The organism is Streptomyces sp. GESEQ-4 (genome assembly GCF_017948455.1).
Taxonomy (GTDB): domain Bacteria; phylum Actinomycetota; class Actinomycetes; order Streptomycetales; family Streptomycetaceae; genus Streptomyces.
The window spans coordinates 187,032-204,801 of sequence record NZ_JAFFSU010000011.1 but is presented as its reverse complement, the minus strand read 5'-3'; the positions used below and the strand labels follow the sequence as shown (position 1 = coordinate 204,801).

Sequence of the window (17,770 nt, the reverse complement as noted above, 5' to 3'; positions counted from 1 at the left end):
GGTATGACATCGATCATCGTCGGCGCGGCCATCGGAGCGGTGTTCTTCAAGGAGCGGTTCGGGGTGTCCCGGATCGTGGCGGCGGGGGTGCTGGTCGTGGGGATCGGGTTGATGCTGCATGCGGGGTGAGACCGGCGTGAGGCCTCACAGCTCGTGATGCTTCACAGGCGCGCGAGGCCTCACAGCTCGCAAGGCCTCACAGCTACACCCCCGCCGCCCCCGGCAAAGCCCCCGAAACGGTGCGCTGGCGCGGGACGGTGATCCCGGACAGGTCATGCGCGCGCACGCTGTTGCGGTCGGCGGGGGAGCGGCCGAGGGCGTGGTGGGGCCAGAGGCCGCCGGCGACGCGGCGGCTGCGTTCGCTCCACTCGCGGGCCGGGTCGGTGCCGCATTTGTAGTAGTTGAGGGCGTAGCCGCCTGTGTGGATGCGGAGGAGGGAGAAGCCGCCGGGGTAGTCCTTGACGGCGCTGACTTCCTGCTGGGTGACGTGCGGGGCGCGCATCAGGACCGTGCGCTTGTTGCGGTGGGTGTGGCCCGCGTGGTGGAGGAAGACGCCCGGCGAGGCGGCGTACGCGTCGACGATCGCGCGAGCCTGGCGGCGGTCGAGGCGCTGGCCGCGACCCATCGGGAAGACCGAGTCCCGCACGGTCAGCGGGTGATGGCCGAAGACGAGCGTGGGCTGCTCCCGCTGCTCCCGCAGCCGCGCCCGGAACCACGACAGCTGCTCGTCGCCGAGCCCGCCCGCGTCGCCGCCGTTGCCCTTCTTCTCGTAGGTGTCGAGCCCGATCAGCCGCAGTCCGCCCAGGTCGTGGGCGAGGTAGCCGGGTCCCGTGCCGCCCAGGAAGCCGTCGCGGAAGGTGTCTCCGGAGGGGCCGGGGCGGTCGTGGTTTCCGCGTACGACGAAGTAGTCCCGCCCGTGGACGCCGAAACCGTCCAGGATCTGTCTCGCCTCGGCCAGGTCCCGCGGCGCCCCGCCCGCCGAGATGTCCCCGGCGGCCAGCAGCACGTCCGCGCCGCGCCGCCGCGCCTCCTCGACCAGGGCCCGGCCCATGATCTCCGGATACGGCGCGAGCCCGGGCTGCTGCGAGATGCCGCGCAGCATCGGCATTCCGGCCACCCGGCCGGCGGTGGTCTCGCCGAGGTGCAGGTCGTTGCAGAGGGCGATGGACATCAGGTGGCGGCCGGGCGGCGGCTGGGGCGTGGTGAAGGAGTACGGTCCGCCGCGCGAGCCGATGCCGTGCAGATTGGTGCCGACCGCGTTGCCGCGCACGAGGTGCAGGGGCGTGGGTGTGGCGGCCGTACCGCGGGAGCGGGCCTGGTAGTAGTACGTCTGGCCCGGTTCCAGGCCGATGATCTCGACCTGGTGGTGCGCGGTCAGGCGGCCTTCGGACGCGGTGCGGGTCAGGCGGCCGGGGTGCGTGCCGTAGACGACCTCGCCCTCGGTGAAGGCGGGCAGCATGTGGCCCCAGCCGTCGTCGGTGCCGGGGACGCCGGTGAACCAGGTGATGATCGCGCGGTCCTCGGTGAGGGTGACCAGTTCGAGGTGTACGGCGGCCAGAGCGTCGGGGTGGTGGGGGAAGGCGTGGCGTGCTCGCTGGGCGCGCGCGAGGGCGCCGCGCAGCAGAGCGGGCAGAGCGGGCGCCAGCAGTGCGCCGGAGCGCATGATGTCGCAGGGGCTGGGGAGGGCGGCCAGGACCGTCAGAGGAGCGGAGAGGCAGCAGCGCATACTGCAGTTTGTGCCCTGTTGACGTTAACTGCGGCGGTTTTGTCGGCGGCGTCATACGGTCCGGCGTGCGACATCCGTCACTCGCGGCGTGTCCGCGTGACTTCGGACACGCCTCATGGATGCGTCCGTAGGCCGGAAGGAGCACTCTGGAAGCAAGTGTTCCGGAGGTGATCGTCATGATGCACACCACAGTGGGATGGCATGTCGAGCTCGAGTTCCAGGAGGACGAGACCCACACCCGGGCGGCGGCGATGGTGCGCCTGCCCGACGGCAGCGAAGTACGGGCCCATGGGCACGCCACGCGCCACCACACGGACCCTAATCAGCCACGGGTCGGCGAGGAGATCGCCGCGGCCCGCGCACTGAACGAACTCGCCATGCAGATGCTGACCAAGGCGCACACCGAGATCGACTCGGCGTCCGGGCGTACGTCGCATCCGATTCACGTCTGATCGGGGAAGTACATCAGGGAGGCGCACCAGGCGCACCAGGCACACCGGTCCGGGCGGGCTCACACGGCTGAGGGAAATCGGCCCGCCCCAGCGGGTCCAGACGGATCGAGGGGGCGGCGGGGCGTCACGATCGCGGCATGACAGAGCGATCCATCAGCCGGCGCGGCGCCCTCGGCACCGTGGCGGCCGCGGGGCTGGCCGCCCTCTTCCCGGCCGCGAGTCCCGCCCGTGCCGCCGCGGCGCCTCTGCGTAGCGGGCTCTACACGATCTCCCGCTTTCACTGGCAGTTCCTCACGCTCACTGAAGCGGAGGGGGCTGTCGTGCTGCTGCCGGAGGGCGCCGGCGGCGGCCAGGTGTGGGAGGTCCAGCCCCTGGCCAACGGCAACAGGACCATCCGTAACGTCAAGGAAGGCACCTACCTCGGCTATGCGCGCACCCGCGGCATCCGTAAGCGGGTCATGGGACACGCCGTCCCCGTCGAGTGGTCCCTCACCGCGACCGCGAACGGCCATCACCTCATGGTTTCCGGCACCGAGCTCGCCCTCGACGGCAGCCCGCTGCGGATCCACCCGCCGCACATCGACCTGACCGCCCTGCGCCCGCAGGACCCGGCCCAGATCTGGCAGTTCCGCGCGACTTCGCTGTCGTCCCGTTGAATCCCTGTGTGCACGGCGAAGGCTATGCAGCCGTCGCCCGCCGCACCGCCCGCACCAACGCCTGTGCCCGCGGATCCGCCGTCACGGTCTTGCGGAAGCCGTTCGTCACATAGCCGAGGGCGATGCCGGTCTCCGGGTCGGCGAAGCCCAGGGAGCCGCCCCGGCCCGGGTGGCCGAAGGAACCGGGGCCGAGGAGCGGTGACGCGCTGCCGTGCAGCATGTAGCCGAGGCCGAAGCGGGTGCTGACGACCAGGACGCGGTCGGGGCCCGCCGACTCCTCGGCGCGGGCCGACGCGAGCGTTTGAGGCGTGAACAGCCGTGCGGCGCCGTCGACCTCGCCGATCAGCGCCGCGTAGAAGCGGGCCAGGCCGTCGGCGGTCGCGATGCCGTTCGTCGAGGGCAGGGCGACCGCGCGGTACGCCGGGTCGTTCTGGTCGGGGAAGGGGGTGATCGCGGCGAAGGCGCGGCGGGTGAGGGAGGCCGGGTCGTCGTACGCCTCGGTCACCGCACGCCTCGGGCGGACGCGCAGACCCGTCCCGGTGGCGGGTTCGGGTGTCTCGATACGGCCCACCCGGCCCGTCCGGCCAGCGGCTTCCTCGGCTTCCGGCAGGCCCAGCCACAGGTCTGCGCCCAGCGGTCCGGCGATCTCCGCGGCGATCCATTCGCCGACCCACAGGCCCGTCACGCGCCGGACGAGTCCGTCGAGCATCCAGCCGTAGGTCAGCGCGTGGTAGCCGTGGTCGGTGCCGGGCTCCCAGACCGGGGCCTGTGCGGCGACCGCCTCGGCGCCCCGTGCCGGGTTCAGGGCCTCCTCGGGCGTGAGCGGACGGTCGAGGACCGGCAGGCCGGACCGGTGGTTCAGGACGTGCCTGACCAGTACCCGCTCCTTGCCGCGCGCTTTGAACTCCGGCCAGTACTCGCCCACCGGCGAGTCCAGGTCGAGCAGTCCGCGCTGGTGCAGCAGCAGCGGTACGGCGGCGGCGACGCCCTTGGTCGCCGAGCGCACGATCTGCGCGGTGCCGCGCAGCCAGGGCTCGGTGCCGTCGATGTCCCTGGTACCGGCCCACAGATCGACGACCCTGCGCCCGTCCCGGTACACGGCGACCGCCGCACCCCGGTCGCCGAGCGTCTCGAAGTTCGCTGCGAACGCGTCCCTGACCGGCTCGAAGCCTTCGGCGACAGTGCCGTTCACGTCCACGTGCGTACTCCTCGTCTCGCCGGGTTCGTCTCTCTCCGGGGTCTCCCCCTCACCTCAGCCAAGCAGGATCGTTACGTCGATGTTCCCGCGGGTCGCGTTGGAGTACGGACACACCTCGTGGGCCGCGTCCACCAGCTTGGCCGCGATGTCCGTGTCGAGGACCGGGAGCGAGACGCTGAGGGCGACCGCGAGACCGTAGCCGCGCTGTCTGTTGGGGCCGAGGCCGACCTTGGCGGCGACGGTGGAGCCGGTCAGGTCGTAGCCCTCGCGTCGGCCGACGAGGACCAGCGCGTTGTGGAAGCAGGAGCTGTAGCCGGCCGCGAACAGCTGCTCCGGGTTGGTGCCGTTGCCGTCGCCGCCCAGCTCGGGCGGCATCGCGACCTTCAGCTCGATCTGGCCGTCCTGGCTGGTGACATAGCCGTCCCGGCCGCCGTGGGCGGTGGCCTCGGCGACGTACACGATCTTCGTGGGGCGTGTATCGCTACGGGTGTCGGGACGGCTGTCGGGACGGATGTCGGCTTCGGCGCCGTCGATCATGGCAGGACCTCCCCCTGATGGGACGGGGCAGCTGGCAACACAGGTGTGTGCAAGTGCATCGTGCACAAGGTACTCGCCGGTAACGGCGGGTGCGGGAGGGAGGGGGAGGAAACCGGCGGTAACCGAAGCTCAGCGGGAGCGCTCGGCCGCGGCCCGCGCCCGTTGTGCGAGCTGCCACAACTCCTCGCGGAGCCGGGTGACATCCGCGCCGCCGAGCTGGGTCGCCGTGAGGAGTGCGCCCGGTATACGCACCGCGCGTTCCCTGAGTTCCTCGCCGCGCCCCGTGCACGCGATGATCACGGAGCGCTCGTCGTGTGCCGCGCGCTCCCGGCGCACCACACCCGCGCTCTCCAGCCGCTTGAGCAACGGCGACAGAGTGCCGTAGTCGAGCCGCAGCGCCGCCGCCAGCTCCTTCACCGTGGTCTCGCCGCGCTCCCACAGCACCAGCAGCACCAGGTACTGCGGGTAGGTGAGCCCCAGCTCGTCGAGGAGCGGACGGTACATGGCCGTCACCGCGCGCTGGGCGGCGTACAGCGCGAAGCACAGCTGCTCGTCCAGCAGCAGCGATCCGGCATCCTCTTGGTTCGTCACACGCCCATTGTCACGGAAGACTGCGGACGACCGAGGGACGGCCGTCACGGAAACGCGTCACGGACGGTTCTCGGCGGTCACGGAGCGCGGGTCGAAGCCGAACGGCAGCTCCAGGCGGTGCGCCCGCATCAGCTCCTCGTCCGCCAGCAGCTCGCCCGTCTTGCCGTCCGCGGCGATCACGCCCTCACTCAGGATCAGCGAGCGCGCGCACAGTTCCAGGGCGTATAGCAGGTCGTGCGTGACCATGAACACGGTCACGTCCAACGAGCGCAGGATGTCGGCCAGTTCGCGGCGGGAGGCCGGGTCGAGGTTGGAGGAGGGCTCGTCGAGGACGAGGATCTCCGGCTCCATCGCGAGCACCGTCGCGACGGCCACCCGGCGACGCTGGCCGAAGGAGAGGTGGTGCGGCGGGCGTTCCTTGAACTCCGCCATGCCGACCAGCTCCAGCGCGTGGTCGACGCGCGCCTCCAGCTCGGCCCCCTTCAGTCCGGCCGCCGCGGGCCCGAACGCCACGTCCTCCCGCACGGTCGGCATGAAGAGCTGGTCGTCCGGGTCCTGGAAGACGATGCCGACCCGCCGCCGGATCTCGGCCATGTGCCGCTTGCCGACGGGCAGCCCGGCGACGTGCACGGTGCCGGTGCCGCCGGTCAGGATGCCGTTGAGGTGCAGCACGAGCGTCGTCTTGCCGGCGCCGTTCGGCCCGAGCAGCGCGACCCGCTCGCCGCGCGCGATGGAGAAGTCCACGCCGAACAGGGCCTGGTGGCCGTCGGGGTAGGCGAAGGCGAGGCCGGAGACCTCCAGGGAAGCGGTGCTCACAGGGCCCATCCCAACACACAGACGACGAGGGCGGCGGCGGGGAGGGCAAGAGCGTACGACCACTGCGCCCGGTCAGCGGTCACCTCGTCGATCACCGGCATGGATCCGGTGTACCCACGGCTCACCATGGCCAGATGCACCCGCTCACCGCGTTCGTAGGAGCGGATGAACAACGCGCCCGCGCTCTTGGCCAGCACGCCCCAGTGCCTGACCCCGCGCGCCTCGAACCCCCGGGACTCCCGGGCGATCCGCATCCGCCGCATCTCGTCGGCGATGACATCGCCGTACCGGATCATGAAGGACGCGATCTGCACGAGCAGCGGCGGCAGCTTCAGCCGCTGCAACCCGAGCAGCAGTTCGCGCAGTTCGGTGGTGGAGGCGAGCAGGACGGAGGCGGCGACGCCCAGGGTCCCCTTGGCGAGCACGTTCCACGCGCCCCACAGCCCGTTGACGCTCAGCGAGAGCCCGAGCACGTCGACCCGCTCGCCCTCCGCCACGAACGGCAGCAGCACCGCGAACGCGACGAACGGCACCTCGATCAGCAGCCGCTTCAGCAGAAACCCGGCGGGCACGCGCGCGATGGACGCCACCGTCGCGAGCAGGACGGCGTACAGCCCGAACGCCCACATCGCCTCCCGCGGCGTCGACACCACGACGACCACGAAGGCGAACACCGCCGCGAGCTTGGTGTGCGGCGGCAGGGCGTGCACCGGTGAGTGCCCGTGCCGGTAGAGCCGGTGCGCGTGCCCCGCTCCCATCTCAGACGCTCGTGCTGACGGGACCGGACGAGGCGGTGTCTTCGGTGGTACGACGCCTGCGCACCGCCCAGAAGACGCCGGTGCCCGCGACCACCGTCACGCCCACGCCGATCACGCCCGCCAGCCCCCCGGACAGGCGGGCGTTCTCGACGTCCTTGACGCCGTAGTCGGCGAGCGGTGAGTCGGCGGTGTCGTGCTCCTCGACCTTCTGGTCCATGCCCTTGTCGGCGGCGACCTTCTCCAGGCCGTCCGGGTCGGCGGACGCGTAGAAGCTGACGAAACCGGCCAGCACGAGGGAGGCGATCAGACCACCGATCCACACCTTGCGGTGGGAGGTGCGCGCGGCCACGGCGACCTCGGGGGCAGGCGCGTCGACGAGTTCGCCGTTCACCCGCAACTGGAGGCGCTGGCGCAGGTCGCGCGCGCCGTACACGAGGTCCGGGCGTACGGCGATCACGGAGCCCACCGTCAGCGCGGTGATCGCGGCCTCGCCGATGCCGATGAGGAGGTGCACGCCGACCATGGCGGTGGCGACCTTGCCGATCGAGACGTCGGTGGTGCCGCCGATCCAGTACAGGAACGTGAAGGCGGCCGCCGCGGCCGGGACCGAGACGAGGGCGGCGACGAAGGAGGCGGCGGTGACGGAGCGGCGGGTGCGCGGCAGGAGCTTCACCAGGCCGCGGAAGATGCCGTAGGCGACGACCGTCGTGACGCATCCCATGACGGTGATGTTCACGCCGAGCGCGGTCAGGCCGCCGTCGGCGAAGAGGATGCCCTGCATCAGCAGGACGACGGAGATGCAGAGGACGCCGGTGTAGGGGCCGACGAGGATCGCGGCGAGCGCGCCGCCGAGGAGATGGCCGCTGGTCCCCGCCGCGACGGGGAAGTTCAGCATCTGCACGGCGAAGATGAACGCGGCGACCAGGCCGGCCAGCGGGGCGGTGCGCTCGTCGAGTTCCCGGCGCGCGCCGCGCAGGCTCACGGCGACCGCCGCCGCGGCGACGACGCCGGTCACGGCGGAGGTGGGGGCGTCTATGAATCCGTCAGGTACGTGCACCGTTCGATGATAGTGGCTTGTTGCGAATGCCTCGCAAGAGCGAGTGGCTCGTACATCGGCTACGTGAGATGTGTGACGTCAGCGGGCGTGATCCGCGAAATATGGGACATTAGAGGGGAAGCGGATGCACATTTTTTACTTATGTAACGCAGAGTAAGGGGCCGTCCGATGTCTGCAGTCGAACAGTACGCACGAGCCCATATCGTCACGGACGCGCCCATCGAGGACAGCGACACGATTCCGGTCGTCCTGCGTTACGACCCCGAGGCCGACCCGCGTTCGGTGCGGGTCGGGCTGCCGGGGGCGTCGCACGAGTGGACGTTCTCGCGGGCACTGCTGGAACAAGGGCTGCGGGCGCCTGCGGGCTCGGGGGATGTGCGGGTGTGGCCGTGCGGGCGGGTGCAGGCGGTTGTCGAGTTCCACTCGGCGCAGGGTGTTTCGGTGGTGCAGTTCGAGACGAAGGCGTTGATGCGGTTCTTGCGGCGGACCTATTTGGCAGAACCCGTGCCGCACTGAGGTGCTTCGCCTGCGGGTTCGTTGTGGCTGGTCGCGCAGTTCCCCGCGCCCCTTTGGGGCGCGCTGCTCAACCGCCCGCCTTCAGCAGCGCCGCCACGATCGGGCCCGCCGTCTCTCCCCCGTGGCCGCCCGACTGGACCACGCCCGCTCCCGCGAGGTCGCCCCGGTAGGCGGTGAACCAGCCGTTGGGCTTCTTCTGGCCGTCCACCTCGGCGGAGCCGGTCTTCGCGCCTACGTCGCCGGTGACGCCGGACATCGCCTCCGCCGCCGTGCCGTAGGCCGCCGTGTAGGCCATGAGGTCGCGCAGTTGGGACAGGGTGGAGGCGGACAGGGTGCGGGAGGCGGTGGCCAGCTTGCGGTTGTCGACGTCCGGGGAGACCAGGTAGGGCTGGTGGAAGACGCCCGTCTTGATCGTCGCCGAGACCGACGCCATGTTGAGCGGGTTCATGCGGACGCCGCCCTGACCGATCAGCGAGGCCGCCATCTGGGCGTCCGACTGGACCGGCACGGAGCCGTCCATGGAGGGGACGCCGATCGCCCAGTTGTCCAGGGACAGGCCGAAGACCTGCTGGGCCTGCTGGGTGAGGTCGTCGTCGTCCAGCTTGGGGGCCTGGCTGATGAAGGCCGTGTTGCAGGAGCGGGCGAAGCTCGCCTTGAAGGTGCCGCCCTTGATCTGGAACTTGTCGTCGTTCTGGAACTTCCAGCCGCCGTACGTGAAGTACTTCGGGCACGGATGCGCCTTGTCCTCCGACGCGAGCCCCTTCTCGATCAGCAGCGACGAGGTGATGACCTTCATCGTGGAGCCGGGGGCGAGGGAGCCCTGGAACGCCGTGTTGAAGCCGCGCGAGGCGTTGGCGGCGGCGAGGATCTCGCCGGTCGACGGGCGCAGGAGCACGACCGACGACTTCGCCTTCTTGGCCACTTGCGCCTCGGCGGCGGCCTGCAGGGCCGGGTCCAGGGTCGTCTTGACCGTGCCCGGGGTGCCCTTGCTGAGTTCCAGGACCGTCTCGTCGGAGAGTTCCTTGGCCTTCGACGCCTTGCCGCGGATCACCCGCAGCTCGACGCCCGCCTTGCCGCCCGCGGTCTTGCCGTACTTCTCGCGCAGCCCGTCAAGGACCGTGCCCAGTGACGGGTACTCGGCGGTCGTGATCTCCCCGCCGTCCCGGTCCAGCGCCTTGACCGGCGGGGTGCCGGACGCGCCGGTGACCAGGGTGTCGCCGTCCGCGAGGTCCGGGTGGACGACCGCGGAGTGCCAGTCGACGTAGGGCTTGCCGTCCTCGGTGTCACGGACGACGGTGAGTGAACTGGCGTACGTCAGCGGCTTGCTGGTGCCCTTGTACGACACCGTCGCCTTGACGGTGAAGGGCACCTTGGCGCCGGTGCGGGTGCCCGCGGTGAGGGTGACGTCCTTGATGTGGGCGTCCTTGGTGTAGCCGGTGAGCAGGGTGGTGGCCGCCGTGGCGTCGTTCGTGGCGGCCGCCGCCGCGGTCACCTTGCCCTGCTGCCAGGACGTGAGGAACGTGCGGGCGGCCGTGGTGACCTCGGTCGCCGACAGCGGGCCGGTCTTGACCTTCTTCTCCTCGGCGCGCGCCGCCGTCGGGGACGTACGGTCGTCGGCCGCGGCCCCCGCGCCGTACAGCGCGTAGACGCCCACTCCGGCGCCCGCGATGACCACGGCGATCGTCCCGCCGATGACGGCCGGCTTCTTCGTGTTCCGTCGCTCGGCGACGCGCCTTCTCGTTCCCACAGCTTTCGAATCCTCCGCGAGTCCCCAGGGTCCCCGTTGCCCTCATGCACCTCATCAACGACGGCAACCACCCTAGAGTCCCGTCCTGTGCGGGTGAGTTCCGCAGCCCGTTCAGCCGCCGGTCCGTAGCACAGCTGCGACAATCGGCCCGGCCGCGTCGCCGCCGCGCCCGCCTTCTTCGGTCATGGCCGCGGCCGCGATGTCGTCGCGGTACCCGGTGAACCAGCTGTTGGACGTCTTCTGCCCGTCGACCTCGGCGGAGCCGGTCTTCGCGCCGACGCTGCCGGTCAGCCCGGACATCGCCTCGGCCGCGGTGCCGCTGGTCGCGGTGCGGTTCATCATGGCGCGCAGCTGGCCGACGGTGTCCGCGGACAGGCCGCGCGCGCTTGCCAGTTCACGGCCGTCGAGCTTCTGCGGCACGATCACCGGCTGCCGGAAGGTGCCCGTGATCGCGGTCGCCGTGACCGACGCCATGTTCAGCGGGTTCATCTGGACCTGGCCCTGGCCGAGCATGTTGGCCGCGGTGTCCGGGCCGCCGGAGGCCGGGACCTGGCCGTCGAAGGACGGGATGCCGGTCTGCCAGTTGTCCTTGCCGAGCCCGAACCGCTCCTCGGCCTCCTTGGTGAGGGAGTCCACCTTCACCGCGTCCGCGTACTTCACGAAGGCCGTGTTGCACGAGCGGGCGAAGCTTTCGGAGAGGGTCGCGTTGTCGTTCGGGTCCATGCCCTTGATGTTGCGGAAGGTCTGGCTCTGCCAGGCCGCGTCGGGCGGGCAGGGGGCCGGGCCGTTCATCTCGGTGATCCCGTTGTCGATGAGCGTGGCCGCGCTCACGATCTTCATCGTGGAGCCGGGGGCCTGCTTGCCGAGGAAGGCCGCGTTGAAGCCGTCCGCGCGGTTGTTGGCGACCGCGAGCACCTCGCCGGTGCTGGGCTTGACGGCGACCACGGACGACTCGTCGTAGCTCTTCACCGCCTTCTCGGCCGCCGCCTGCGCGCTCGCGCTGAGCGTCGTCGGCAGCCGGCCCGCCTTGCCCTCCGCGAGGGTCAGCAGCGGGGTGTCGGCGGCCTCGGCGGACGCGTGCCGGATCGCCAGCTCGACGCCGGGCGTACCGCCCGCCTGCTCGCCGTACTTGCCGCGCAGCTCGTCCAGGATCGGCCCGAGGGACGGGTACTTGTCCTCGGTCAGGACGGTCCCGTCGCGGTCCACGGCCTCGATGGGCGGGCTCGCCGCCTCACCGGTGACGAGGGTGTCGTCCCGCTGCAGTTCGGGGTGGACGACGGACGGCTTCCAGTCGACCAGCGCCTTCCCGGTGGTCTTACCGCGCACCACGGTGAGGGTGCTCTTGTACGTCAGCGGCTTGGACTTCCCGTCGTACGACACCGTCGCCTTCACCGTGAACGGCACGGTCGCGCCGGTCCCCGCACCGGGGGTGATGCTGACGCCGGTGATGTGCGCTTCCTGCCCGTAGGCGGTGAACAGCGGCTCGGCCGCCAGTTCGTTGTTGGTGAGCGCCGCAGCCGTCGCCGCCTGCCCCTTCTCCCAGGCCGCGAAGAACTTCCCCGTCGTCTCCTCGACCTCGTCGCCGCTCGGCGGCCCGGTTCTCACGGGCTCCGGCTCGCTCGCCCCGAGCCCGCCGTCACCGTTCAGTGCGGACACGAGGTTGAAGGCGCCGTACCCGGCGCCTCCCAGCATCACGACCAACACCCCACCGACGACGGTGGCCTTGACCCCCTTGCGCATGGCTGCGCTCCCTCCCCCTACTCAGGTCCCTGCACTGTAAGTGGCGGGAGAGGAACCTGTGAGGGGAGTTCGGCTAAACCCAGGTATCCAGCCACATACGTGAACGCCAGTCGTCGATGGGGATCGCCGTGCCGGTGAACAGCGGCCAGAAGTAGATGAAGTTCCAGGCGATCAGCAGCACCAGCACGCCCACGCCCGTCGCGCCCGCCACGCGGCGGGTGTCGTTGGAGCCCGGCGGGCCGACGAGCGCGCCGAGCAGCATCGCGACGGCGAGGCAGAGGAACGGCAGGAAGACGACGGCGTAGAAGAAGAAGATCGTGCGCTCCTGGTACATGAACCACGGCAGGTACCCGGCCGCGATACCGCAGGCGATCGCGCCCGCGCGCCAGTCGCGGCGGAAGAACCAGCGCCACAGCACATACAGGAGCGCGAAGGCGGCCACCCACCACAGCAGCGGCGTGCCGATCGCCAGCACCTCACGCGCGCACTTCTCGCCCGCGTCGACGGGGCAGCCGTCCTTGCCGGGGGCGGGGGACTCGTAGAAGTACGACACCGGGCGGCCGTCGACGAGCCAGCTCCACGGGTTGGACTGGTACGTGTGCGGAGAGCTCAGGCCGACATGGAACTCGTACACCTGGTGCTCGTAGTGCCACAGGCTGCGCCACCAGTCCGGGAACAGCCAGGACCAGTCGCTGTTCTTGCCGTCGGTCGCGGCCCAGTTGCGGTAGTAGCCGCCGCTGCCGTCCGTCGGCGAAAGGATCCAGCCGAGCCAGGAGAGGATGTACGTGGCCACGGCGACCGGCACCGTCGACAGGAACGTCCAGCCCAGGTCCCGCCGGAGCACCGCCTGGTACGGGTGGCGGGCGCCGGCCACCTTGCGGGAGCCGACGTCCCACAGCACGGCCAGCACGCAGAACGCGGCGAGGATGTAGAGGCCGTTCCACTTGGTGCCGATGGCCAGGCCCAGCATCAGGCCGGCCAGCAGCCGCCAGGGACGCAGCCCGAACCGGGTGTTCTCCGCCGTGTGCACATCGGGGCCGACCCGGCCGCTGGCGTCGCCGGGCAGCGCGGCGGCGAGTTTCTCGCGCGTCTTGTCACGGTCGATCACCAGGCAGCCGAAGGCCGCCAGCACGAAGAACATCAGCACGCCGTCGAGCAGCGCGGTGCGGCTCATCACGAAGTGCAGCCCGTCCACCGCCATCAGCGCGCCCGCCAGGCAGCCGAGGAAGGTCGAGCGGAACAGCCTGCGGCCGATCCGGCACAGCATCAGCACCGACAGCGTGCCGAGCAGCGCCGTCATGAACCGCCAGCCGAACGGGTTGAAGCCGAACATCAGCTCGCCGAGCCCGATGACGTACTTGCCGACCGGCGGGTGTACGACGTACGACGCGTCCGTGGGGATCGGGACGTCGCCGTTCGAGGACAGGATCAGGTTGTTGACGTTCTTGTCCCAGTTGACCTCGAAACCGCGGTGGACCAGCGCCCACGCGTCCTTGGCGTAGTACGTCTCGTCGAATATCACCGCCTTCGGGCTGCCCAGGTTCCAGAACCGGATCACGCCCGCGAACAGCGTCACCAGCAGCGGACCGCCCCAGCCCGACCAGCGCGTCAGCCGCTCGACCAGCGCCTGCGGCAGCCCGAGCGCGGCCCACAGACGCGGGCTGGGCCGGGTGTACGGCGGCACCAGCCGGTCCCGGATGTCGGTTCTGGGCCCCGCGGTGTAGCCGAAACGGCGCAGCCGCTGCTGCCACGAAGGCCGCTGGTCGTGAAGGGCCTCGCCCTGTCGGATGTCCGTGGAGTCCACCGACGACGCTGTACTGGTCACCGCGCCATCGTAGGGAACCGTTCTGTGGGAGTCCCGTGCATGGGGGCTGCGAGGATGGAAACGTGACAGTTGCGCCCGGAACCCTGGTCCTTGCCGGTACCCCCATCGGCGACATCGCCGACGCCCCGCCCCGGCTGGCGGAAGAGCTGACGGGAGCTGATGTCGTAGCCGCCGAGGACACCCGGCGGCTGCGGCGCCTGACGCAGGCGCTCGGAGTGACGCCCAAGGGGCGCGTGGTGTCGTACTTCGAGGGCAACGAGGCCGCCCGTACGCCCGAGCTGGTCCAGGAACTCCTCGGCGGCGCGCGTGTGCTGCTCGTCACGGACGCGGGGATGCCGTCGGTGTCCGACCCCGGGTACCGGCTAGTGGCCGCCGCCGTCGAGCAGGACATCAAGGTGACCGCGGTGCCGGGGCCGTCCGCCGTACTGACCGCCCTCGCGCTGTCCGGGCTGCCCGTCGACCGGTTCTGCTTCGAGGGCTTCCCGCCGCGGAAGGCGGGGGAGCGGCTGGCGCGGCTGCGGGAGGTCGCTGGGGAGCGGCGGACGCTGGTCTATTTCGAGTCCACCCACCGGATCGACGAGACGCTCGCCGCGATGGCCGAGGTCTTCGGCGCGGACCGGCGGGCCGCCGTCTGCCGCGAACTGACCAAGACGTACGAGGAGGTACGGCGGGGCGGGCTCGGCGAGCTGGCCGCGTGGGCGGCGGACGGCGTCCGCGGAGAGATCACGGTCGTGGTCGAGGGGGCGCCGGAGACGGGGGCGCAGGAACTGGACGCCGAGGAGCTGGTGCGGCGGGTGCGGGTGCGGGAGGAGGCGGGGGAGCGGCGCAAGGAGGCGATCGCCGCGGTGGCCGTGGCGGCGGGGGTGCCGAAGCGGGAGGTCTTCGACGCGGTGGTGGCGGCGAAGAACGCGGGGGCGTGAAACTTATTCTGAGCAGGGCGTATCTCGGCTGAGCGAGCGCCCCATCGGTGAGTAAAGCGCGCGGGCCCTTTCGGCAAGGAACGCCCAAATGCGCCCCAACACTGGACAGGTCCCGTGCGTTCGCTCCGGCCGAGCAGTCCACTGGGAATCGGGACGCACCCCGTCCCTCCAGCGGACAACAGGAGCTGGCATGACCGAGATCGCAGGGCAGACCGGCCTTCGCAACGGGGCGACCGCCGTAGTGAACGAGTCCTATTCCTTCGCCTGCATGCGCTGCGGGCACGGCTGGGAGCAGTCGTACGAGATAGAGCACCACACGGACGCCGAGGGCCATGAGTTCGTGATGTACGTGGCCGACGGGCAGATCGTGCCGTCCCCGTTGAGCAGGCCCACGTGTCAGAACTGCGACAACCATGTCGTACGGATCATGCGGGCGGGGCAGGTGTCGTCGGCGCTGGACGCCGCGCACCGGCAGCAGCGGCCTGTGCCGCAGCAGCGCGAGGCGGACGTGAAGGCCGCGCAGTTGGCCGAGCACCGGCACTGGCACCTGTCCGATCTTCTGCATTCGTTCCAGCGCAGGGCGAGCTGACCGGAGCGCCCGCTGAGAAGGCATGCCCCTTTCGTAGGATCGGGGCATGCCTTCGAACGCGTCCGACAAGAACGCCGCACCGCCGCTGCCCGCGCCGCTCCGGGTGCCCGTCGCCGACTCGCACACCCACCTCGACATGCAGTCCGGCACGGTGGAGGAGGGCCTGGCGAAGGCCGCGTCGGTCGGTGTGACGACGGTCGTGCAGGTCGGCTGTGACGTACGCGGCTCGCAGTGGGCGGCTCAGACGGCGGCGGCGTACGACACCGTGCACGCGGCCGTCGCCCTGCACCCCAACGAGGCGCCGCGCATCGTCCACGGCACACCTCTTTCTGGGGGGCAAGCCCCCCAGACCCCCCGCGCCGGCTGGTCCCGGCAGGGCGCACGGGAGCCCGGCGGGGACGCGGGCCTGGACGAGGCACTCGCCGAGATCGACCGGCTGGCCGCACTGCCCCACGTGAAGGCCGTCGGCGAGACGGGACTCGACTACTTCCGCACCGGCCCCGAGGGCAAGGCGGCGCAGGAGCGGTCCTTCCGTGCCCACATCGAGATCGCCAAGCGGCACGGCAAGGCCCTCGTCATCCACGACCGCGACGCCCACGCGGACGTACTGCGCGTGCTGAAGGAAGAGGGCGCACCCGAGCGGACGGTGTTCCACTGCTACTCGGGCGACGCGGACATGGCGGAGATCTGCACCCGCGCCGGCTACTACATGTCCTTCGCCGGGAACGTCACCTTCAAGAACGCCCAGAACCTGCGCGAGGCCCTCGCCGTGGCCCCGCTGGGGCTGGTCCTCGTGGAGACCGATGCGCCCTTCCTCACGCCGGTGCCGTACCGCGGACGGCCCAACGCGCCGTATCTCATTCCGGTCACGGTGCGCGCCATGGCCGCCATACGGGGCATCGACGAGGACACGCTGGCCGCGGCCCTCGGCTCGAACACGGCAACTGCCTTCGGCTACTGACGCATAACCGCCCGGTAACGCTCCCGAGGTGCAACCACAGGCCATTACTACTCTGTGTAGTTGAGTGACTTTGGAGAGTGACCGGCGCTCCGCTAGGTTCTGGGCCCCATCCGGACCCCTCTGGCCTTCTGGAGCGTGTCGGCGTGAGCAACTCGCAGTACGCGCGGAATTCGCAGTACGCGCAGAACGTGCAGGACTCGCAGTACGCGGGGGAGACGCCGTACGGAGTGGACGCGGCGTACGGGCCGTATGTGTCGTACGGGGCGTACGACGCATCGGGCGGCGCGTTCGATCCGTACAGCGCCGAGACATGGGGGGAGACCGCCTGGGGGTACGGGGACACCTACGCGCCGGCCTACGAGATGCTCGAGCCGGTGGTGCCGCGCCAGGCCGGCGGTGCTGAGGCGGACGCAGAGGTGGACGAGGAGGCGGACGAGGAAGCCGATGAGGAGGCGTATGACGAGACGTATGAGGAGGCGCCCGCGCCCGTTGTGCGCTCCGGCGCGCATCGGCGGTCCGCGCGTCGGCGCAAGGCGCGGTACGCCGAGCGTGCCGACGGCTCCATGCGCCGTCTGCTGCCCCAGGCGCTGGTCGTCGCCTTCCTCGCGGGCGGTACCTCCGCGTTCGTCGCCAAGGACAAGGCGATCGAGCTCACCGTCGACGGGGAGCCGCGCACGCTGCACACCTTCGCCGACGACGTGACCGAGCTCCTCGCGGACCAGGGCCTGAAGACCGGGGCCCACGACGAGGTGGCGCCCGCGCCCGGTTCGGCGCTCGCCAACGGTGACGAGGTCGCCGTGCGGTACGGGCGGCCCGTGCGGCTCACCCTCGACGGTCAGCGGCGCGAGGTGTGGACGACCGCCCGCACGGTGGAAGAGGCGCTCAAGCAGCTGGGGGTGCGTGCGGAGGGCGCGTACGTGTCCATCGCGCGCTCCCGGCGCATCGGGCGTGAGGGGCTCGCGCTGGATGTCCGTACCGAGCGCTCGGTGACGGTCATGGCCGACGGACGCGCCCGGACGGTCCGTACGAACGCGGCAACGGTCGGGGAGGTCGTCGAGGAGGCCGGGGTCACCCTGCGCGGGCAGGACACCACCTCCGTGGCGCCGGGGAGCTTCCCGCGGGACGGGCAGACCGTCTCCGTACTGCGGATCACCCGGACCAAGGAGGTCCGGGAGGAAGCGATCCCGGTCCAGGTGCGGCGGGTGGACGACCCCTCGCTCTTCCAGGGCACGGAAGTCGTCGAACGTGCCGGGCAGGTGGGACTGCGGCGCATCACGTACGTGCTCCGGACCGTCAACGGGGTCAAGCAGAAGCCGCGGTGGGTGAAGACCGAGGTGGTCCGGGAGCCGCGGGACCGGGTCGTGAAGGTCGGCACGAAGCCGATGCCCACCTCCGTGCAGGGCGCGGACCACCTGGACTGGCAGGGCCTCGCCGCCTGCGAGTCCGGGGGACGCCCGAACGCGGTCGACCCCTCCGGCACGTACGGCGGCCTCTACCAGGTCGACACCCAGACCTGGCACAGCCTCGGCGGCACGGGCCGCCCACAGGACGCGTCGGCGGAGGAACAGACGCATCGGGCGAAGAGGCTGTATGTGCGGCGGGGGGCGAGTCCGTGGCCGCATTGTGGGTCACGTCTGCACAGGTGAGCGGTGGATCGCGCCCCGAAGGGGCGCGGGGAACT

The 17,770-nt window shown here is 70.9% G+C and carries 17 protein-coding genes and 1 pseudogene; 8 read left to right on the top strand and 10 right to left on the bottom strand.

All coding sequences use genetic code 11. From position 1 onward, the window contains the following. Nucleotides 1-6 precede the first annotated feature (6 nt). Nucleotides 7-129: pseudogene (locus KCH48_RS22540) on the top strand (EamA family transporter); the annotation flags it as partial. A 73-nt stretch (nucleotides 130-202) separates the two neighbouring features. Here the strand turns inward: KCH48_RS22540 and KCH48_RS22535 are convergent. Then, nucleotides 203-1,726 (bottom strand): metallophosphoesterase family protein, encoded by a 1,524-nt coding sequence (locus KCH48_RS22535; protein ID WP_210576485.1) that lies wholly within the window; start codon nucleotides 1,724-1,726, stop codon nucleotides 203-205. A 176-nt stretch (nucleotides 1,727-1,902) separates the two neighbouring features. Here KCH48_RS22535 and KCH48_RS22530 point away from each other — a divergent pair, with 176 nt between their 5' ends. Together KCH48_RS22530 and KCH48_RS22525 are read left to right on the top strand one after the other, a co-directional pair. Next, the gene (locus KCH48_RS22530; RefSeq protein WP_210576484.1) at nucleotides 1,903-2,178 is read left to right on the top strand and encodes a DUF1876 domain-containing protein; all 276 of its coding nucleotides are present in this window, start codon (nucleotides 1,903-1,905) and stop codon (nucleotides 2,176-2,178) included. Between the two features lie 137 nt (nucleotides 2,179-2,315). Further along, entirely contained in the window at nucleotides 2,316-2,834 is a 519-nt protein-coding gene (locus tag KCH48_RS22525; protein WP_210576483.1) for a hypothetical protein, read from the top strand. Nucleotides 2,835-2,856: 22 nt separating this feature from the next. Here the strand turns inward: KCH48_RS22525 and KCH48_RS22520 are convergent, their stop codons facing one another. From KCH48_RS22520 to KCH48_RS22495, 6 genes are all read right to left on the bottom strand, one after another. Continuing rightward, complete coding sequence (locus tag KCH48_RS22520) at nucleotides 2,857-4,032, bottom strand: serine hydrolase domain-containing protein (protein ID WP_210576482.1); 1,176 nt, start codon at nucleotides 4,030-4,032, stop codon at nucleotides 2,857-2,859. A 54-nt stretch (nucleotides 4,033-4,086) separates the two neighbouring features. Next, a complete protein-coding gene (locus KCH48_RS22515; protein ID WP_210576481.1) occupies nucleotides 4,087-4,569 on the bottom strand; it encodes an organic hydroperoxide resistance protein in 483 nt (160 codons plus the stop codon). 129 nt (nucleotides 4,570-4,698) lie between these two features. Further along, nucleotides 4,699-5,160 carry a MarR family winged helix-turn-helix transcriptional regulator gene (locus KCH48_RS22510; RefSeq protein ID WP_210576480.1) on the bottom strand — a complete coding sequence of 154 codons (462 nt, stop codon included), beginning with the start codon at nucleotides 5,158-5,160 and terminating at the stop codon, nucleotides 4,699-4,701. A gap of 57 nt (nucleotides 5,161-5,217) precedes the next feature. Then, on the bottom strand, nucleotides 5,218-5,985 hold the full coding sequence (locus KCH48_RS22505) for an energy-coupling factor ABC transporter ATP-binding protein (RefSeq protein WP_210576479.1): 768 nt from the start codon (nucleotides 5,983-5,985) through the stop codon (nucleotides 5,218-5,220). Next, on the bottom strand, nucleotides 5,973-6,734 hold the full coding sequence (cbiQ, locus tag KCH48_RS22500) for a cobalt ECF transporter T component CbiQ (RefSeq protein ID WP_210576478.1): 762 nt from the start codon (nucleotides 6,732-6,734) through the stop codon (nucleotides 5,973-5,975). Before cbiQ ends, KCH48_RS22505 begins: the two co-directional genes overlap by 13 nt. Before the next feature lies 1 nt (nucleotide 6,735). After that, nucleotides 6,736-7,791: an energy-coupling factor ABC transporter permease gene (locus KCH48_RS22495; RefSeq protein ID WP_210576477.1), complete on the bottom strand. Its 1,056-nt coding sequence runs from the start codon at nucleotides 7,789-7,791 to the stop codon at nucleotides 6,736-6,738. Nucleotides 7,792-7,959: 168 nt separating this feature from the next. Between KCH48_RS22495 and KCH48_RS22490 the strand changes: the two genes are divergently transcribed. Then, complete coding sequence (locus KCH48_RS22490) at nucleotides 7,960-8,307, top strand: SsgA family sporulation/cell division regulator (RefSeq protein ID WP_210576476.1); 348 nt, start codon at nucleotides 7,960-7,962, stop codon at nucleotides 8,305-8,307. A gap of 67 nt (nucleotides 8,308-8,374) precedes the next feature. On the opposite strand, the gene KCH48_RS22485 is transcribed toward KCH48_RS22490, so the two are convergent. The 3 genes from KCH48_RS22485 to KCH48_RS22475 all read right to left on the bottom strand — a co-directional run bounded on the left by KCH48_RS22485 (nucleotide 8,375) and on the right by KCH48_RS22475 (nucleotide 13,619). After that, nucleotides 8,375-10,054 (bottom strand): penicillin-binding transpeptidase domain-containing protein, encoded by a 1,680-nt coding sequence (locus KCH48_RS22485; protein ID WP_210576475.1) that lies wholly within the window; start codon nucleotides 10,052-10,054, stop codon nucleotides 8,375-8,377. A gap of 111 nt (nucleotides 10,055-10,165) precedes the next feature. Beyond that, the gene (locus KCH48_RS22480) at nucleotides 10,166-11,794 is read right to left on the bottom strand and encodes a penicillin-binding transpeptidase domain-containing protein (protein WP_210576474.1); all 1,629 of its coding nucleotides are present in this window, start codon (nucleotides 11,792-11,794) and stop codon (nucleotides 10,166-10,168) included. 73 nt (nucleotides 11,795-11,867) lie between these two features. After that, entirely contained in the window at nucleotides 11,868-13,619 is a 1,752-nt protein-coding gene (locus tag KCH48_RS22475; RefSeq protein WP_210576473.1) for a dolichyl-phosphate-mannose--protein mannosyltransferase, read from the bottom strand. A 62-nt stretch (nucleotides 13,620-13,681) separates the two neighbouring features. Here KCH48_RS22475 and rsmI point away from each other — a divergent pair, with 62 nt between their 5' ends. The 4 genes from rsmI to KCH48_RS22455 all read left to right on the top strand — a co-directional run bounded on the left by rsmI (nucleotide 13,682) and on the right by KCH48_RS22455 (nucleotide 17,735). After that, the gene (rsmI, locus tag KCH48_RS22470) at nucleotides 13,682-14,539 is read left to right on the top strand and encodes a 16S rRNA (cytidine(1402)-2'-O)-methyltransferase (RefSeq protein ID WP_210576472.1); all 858 of its coding nucleotides are present in this window, start codon (nucleotides 13,682-13,684) and stop codon (nucleotides 14,537-14,539) included. A 190-nt stretch (nucleotides 14,540-14,729) separates the two neighbouring features. Further along, on the top strand, nucleotides 14,730-15,128 hold the full coding sequence (locus tag KCH48_RS22465) for a hypothetical protein (RefSeq protein ID WP_210576471.1): 399 nt from the start codon (nucleotides 14,730-14,732) through the stop codon (nucleotides 15,126-15,128). Nucleotides 15,129-15,174: 46 nt separating this feature from the next. Next, on the top strand, nucleotides 15,175-16,089 hold the full coding sequence (locus KCH48_RS22460; protein WP_210576470.1) for a TatD family hydrolase: 915 nt from the start codon (nucleotides 15,175-15,177) through the stop codon (nucleotides 16,087-16,089). A 143-nt stretch (nucleotides 16,090-16,232) separates the two neighbouring features. After that, nucleotides 16,233-17,735: a ubiquitin-like domain-containing protein gene (locus KCH48_RS22455; RefSeq protein WP_374104700.1), complete on the top strand. Its 1,503-nt coding sequence runs from the start codon at nucleotides 16,233-16,235 to the stop codon at nucleotides 17,733-17,735. The last annotated feature ends 35 nt before the right edge of the window (nucleotides 17,736-17,770 follow it).

Coding starts and splice junctions, on each gene's coding strand:
- cbiQ (WP_210576478.1), bottom strand. CDS start 6,734: ATGGGAGCGGGGCACGCGCACCGGCTCTACCGGCACGGGCACTCACCG.
- KCH48_RS22465 (WP_210576471.1), top strand. CDS start 14,730: ATGACCGAGATCGCAGGGCAGACCGGCCTTCGCAACGGGGCGACCGCC.
- KCH48_RS22530 (WP_210576484.1), top strand. CDS start 1,903: ATGATGCACACCACAGTGGGATGGCATGTCGAGCTCGAGTTCCAGGAG.
- KCH48_RS22490 (WP_210576476.1), top strand. CDS start 7,960: ATGTCTGCAGTCGAACAGTACGCACGAGCCCATATCGTCACGGACGCG.
- KCH48_RS22535 (WP_210576485.1), bottom strand. CDS start 1,726: ATGCGCTGCTGCCTCTCCGCTCCTCTGACGGTCCTGGCCGCCCTCCCC.
- KCH48_RS22480 (WP_210576474.1), bottom strand. CDS start 11,794: ATGCGCAAGGGGGTCAAGGCCACCGTCGTCGGTGGGGTGTTGGTCGTG.
- KCH48_RS22460 (WP_210576470.1), top strand. CDS start 15,175: ATGCCTTCGAACGCGTCCGACAAGAACGCCGCACCGCCGCTGCCCGCG.
- KCH48_RS22505 (WP_210576479.1), bottom strand. CDS start 5,985: ATGGGCCCTGTGAGCACCGCTTCCCTGGAGGTCTCCGGCCTCGCCTTC.
- KCH48_RS22515 (WP_210576481.1), bottom strand. CDS start 4,569: ATGATCGACGGCGCCGAAGCCGACATCCGTCCCGACAGCCGTCCCGAC.
- KCH48_RS22525 (WP_210576483.1), top strand. CDS start 2,316: ATGACAGAGCGATCCATCAGCCGGCGCGGCGCCCTCGGCACCGTGGCG.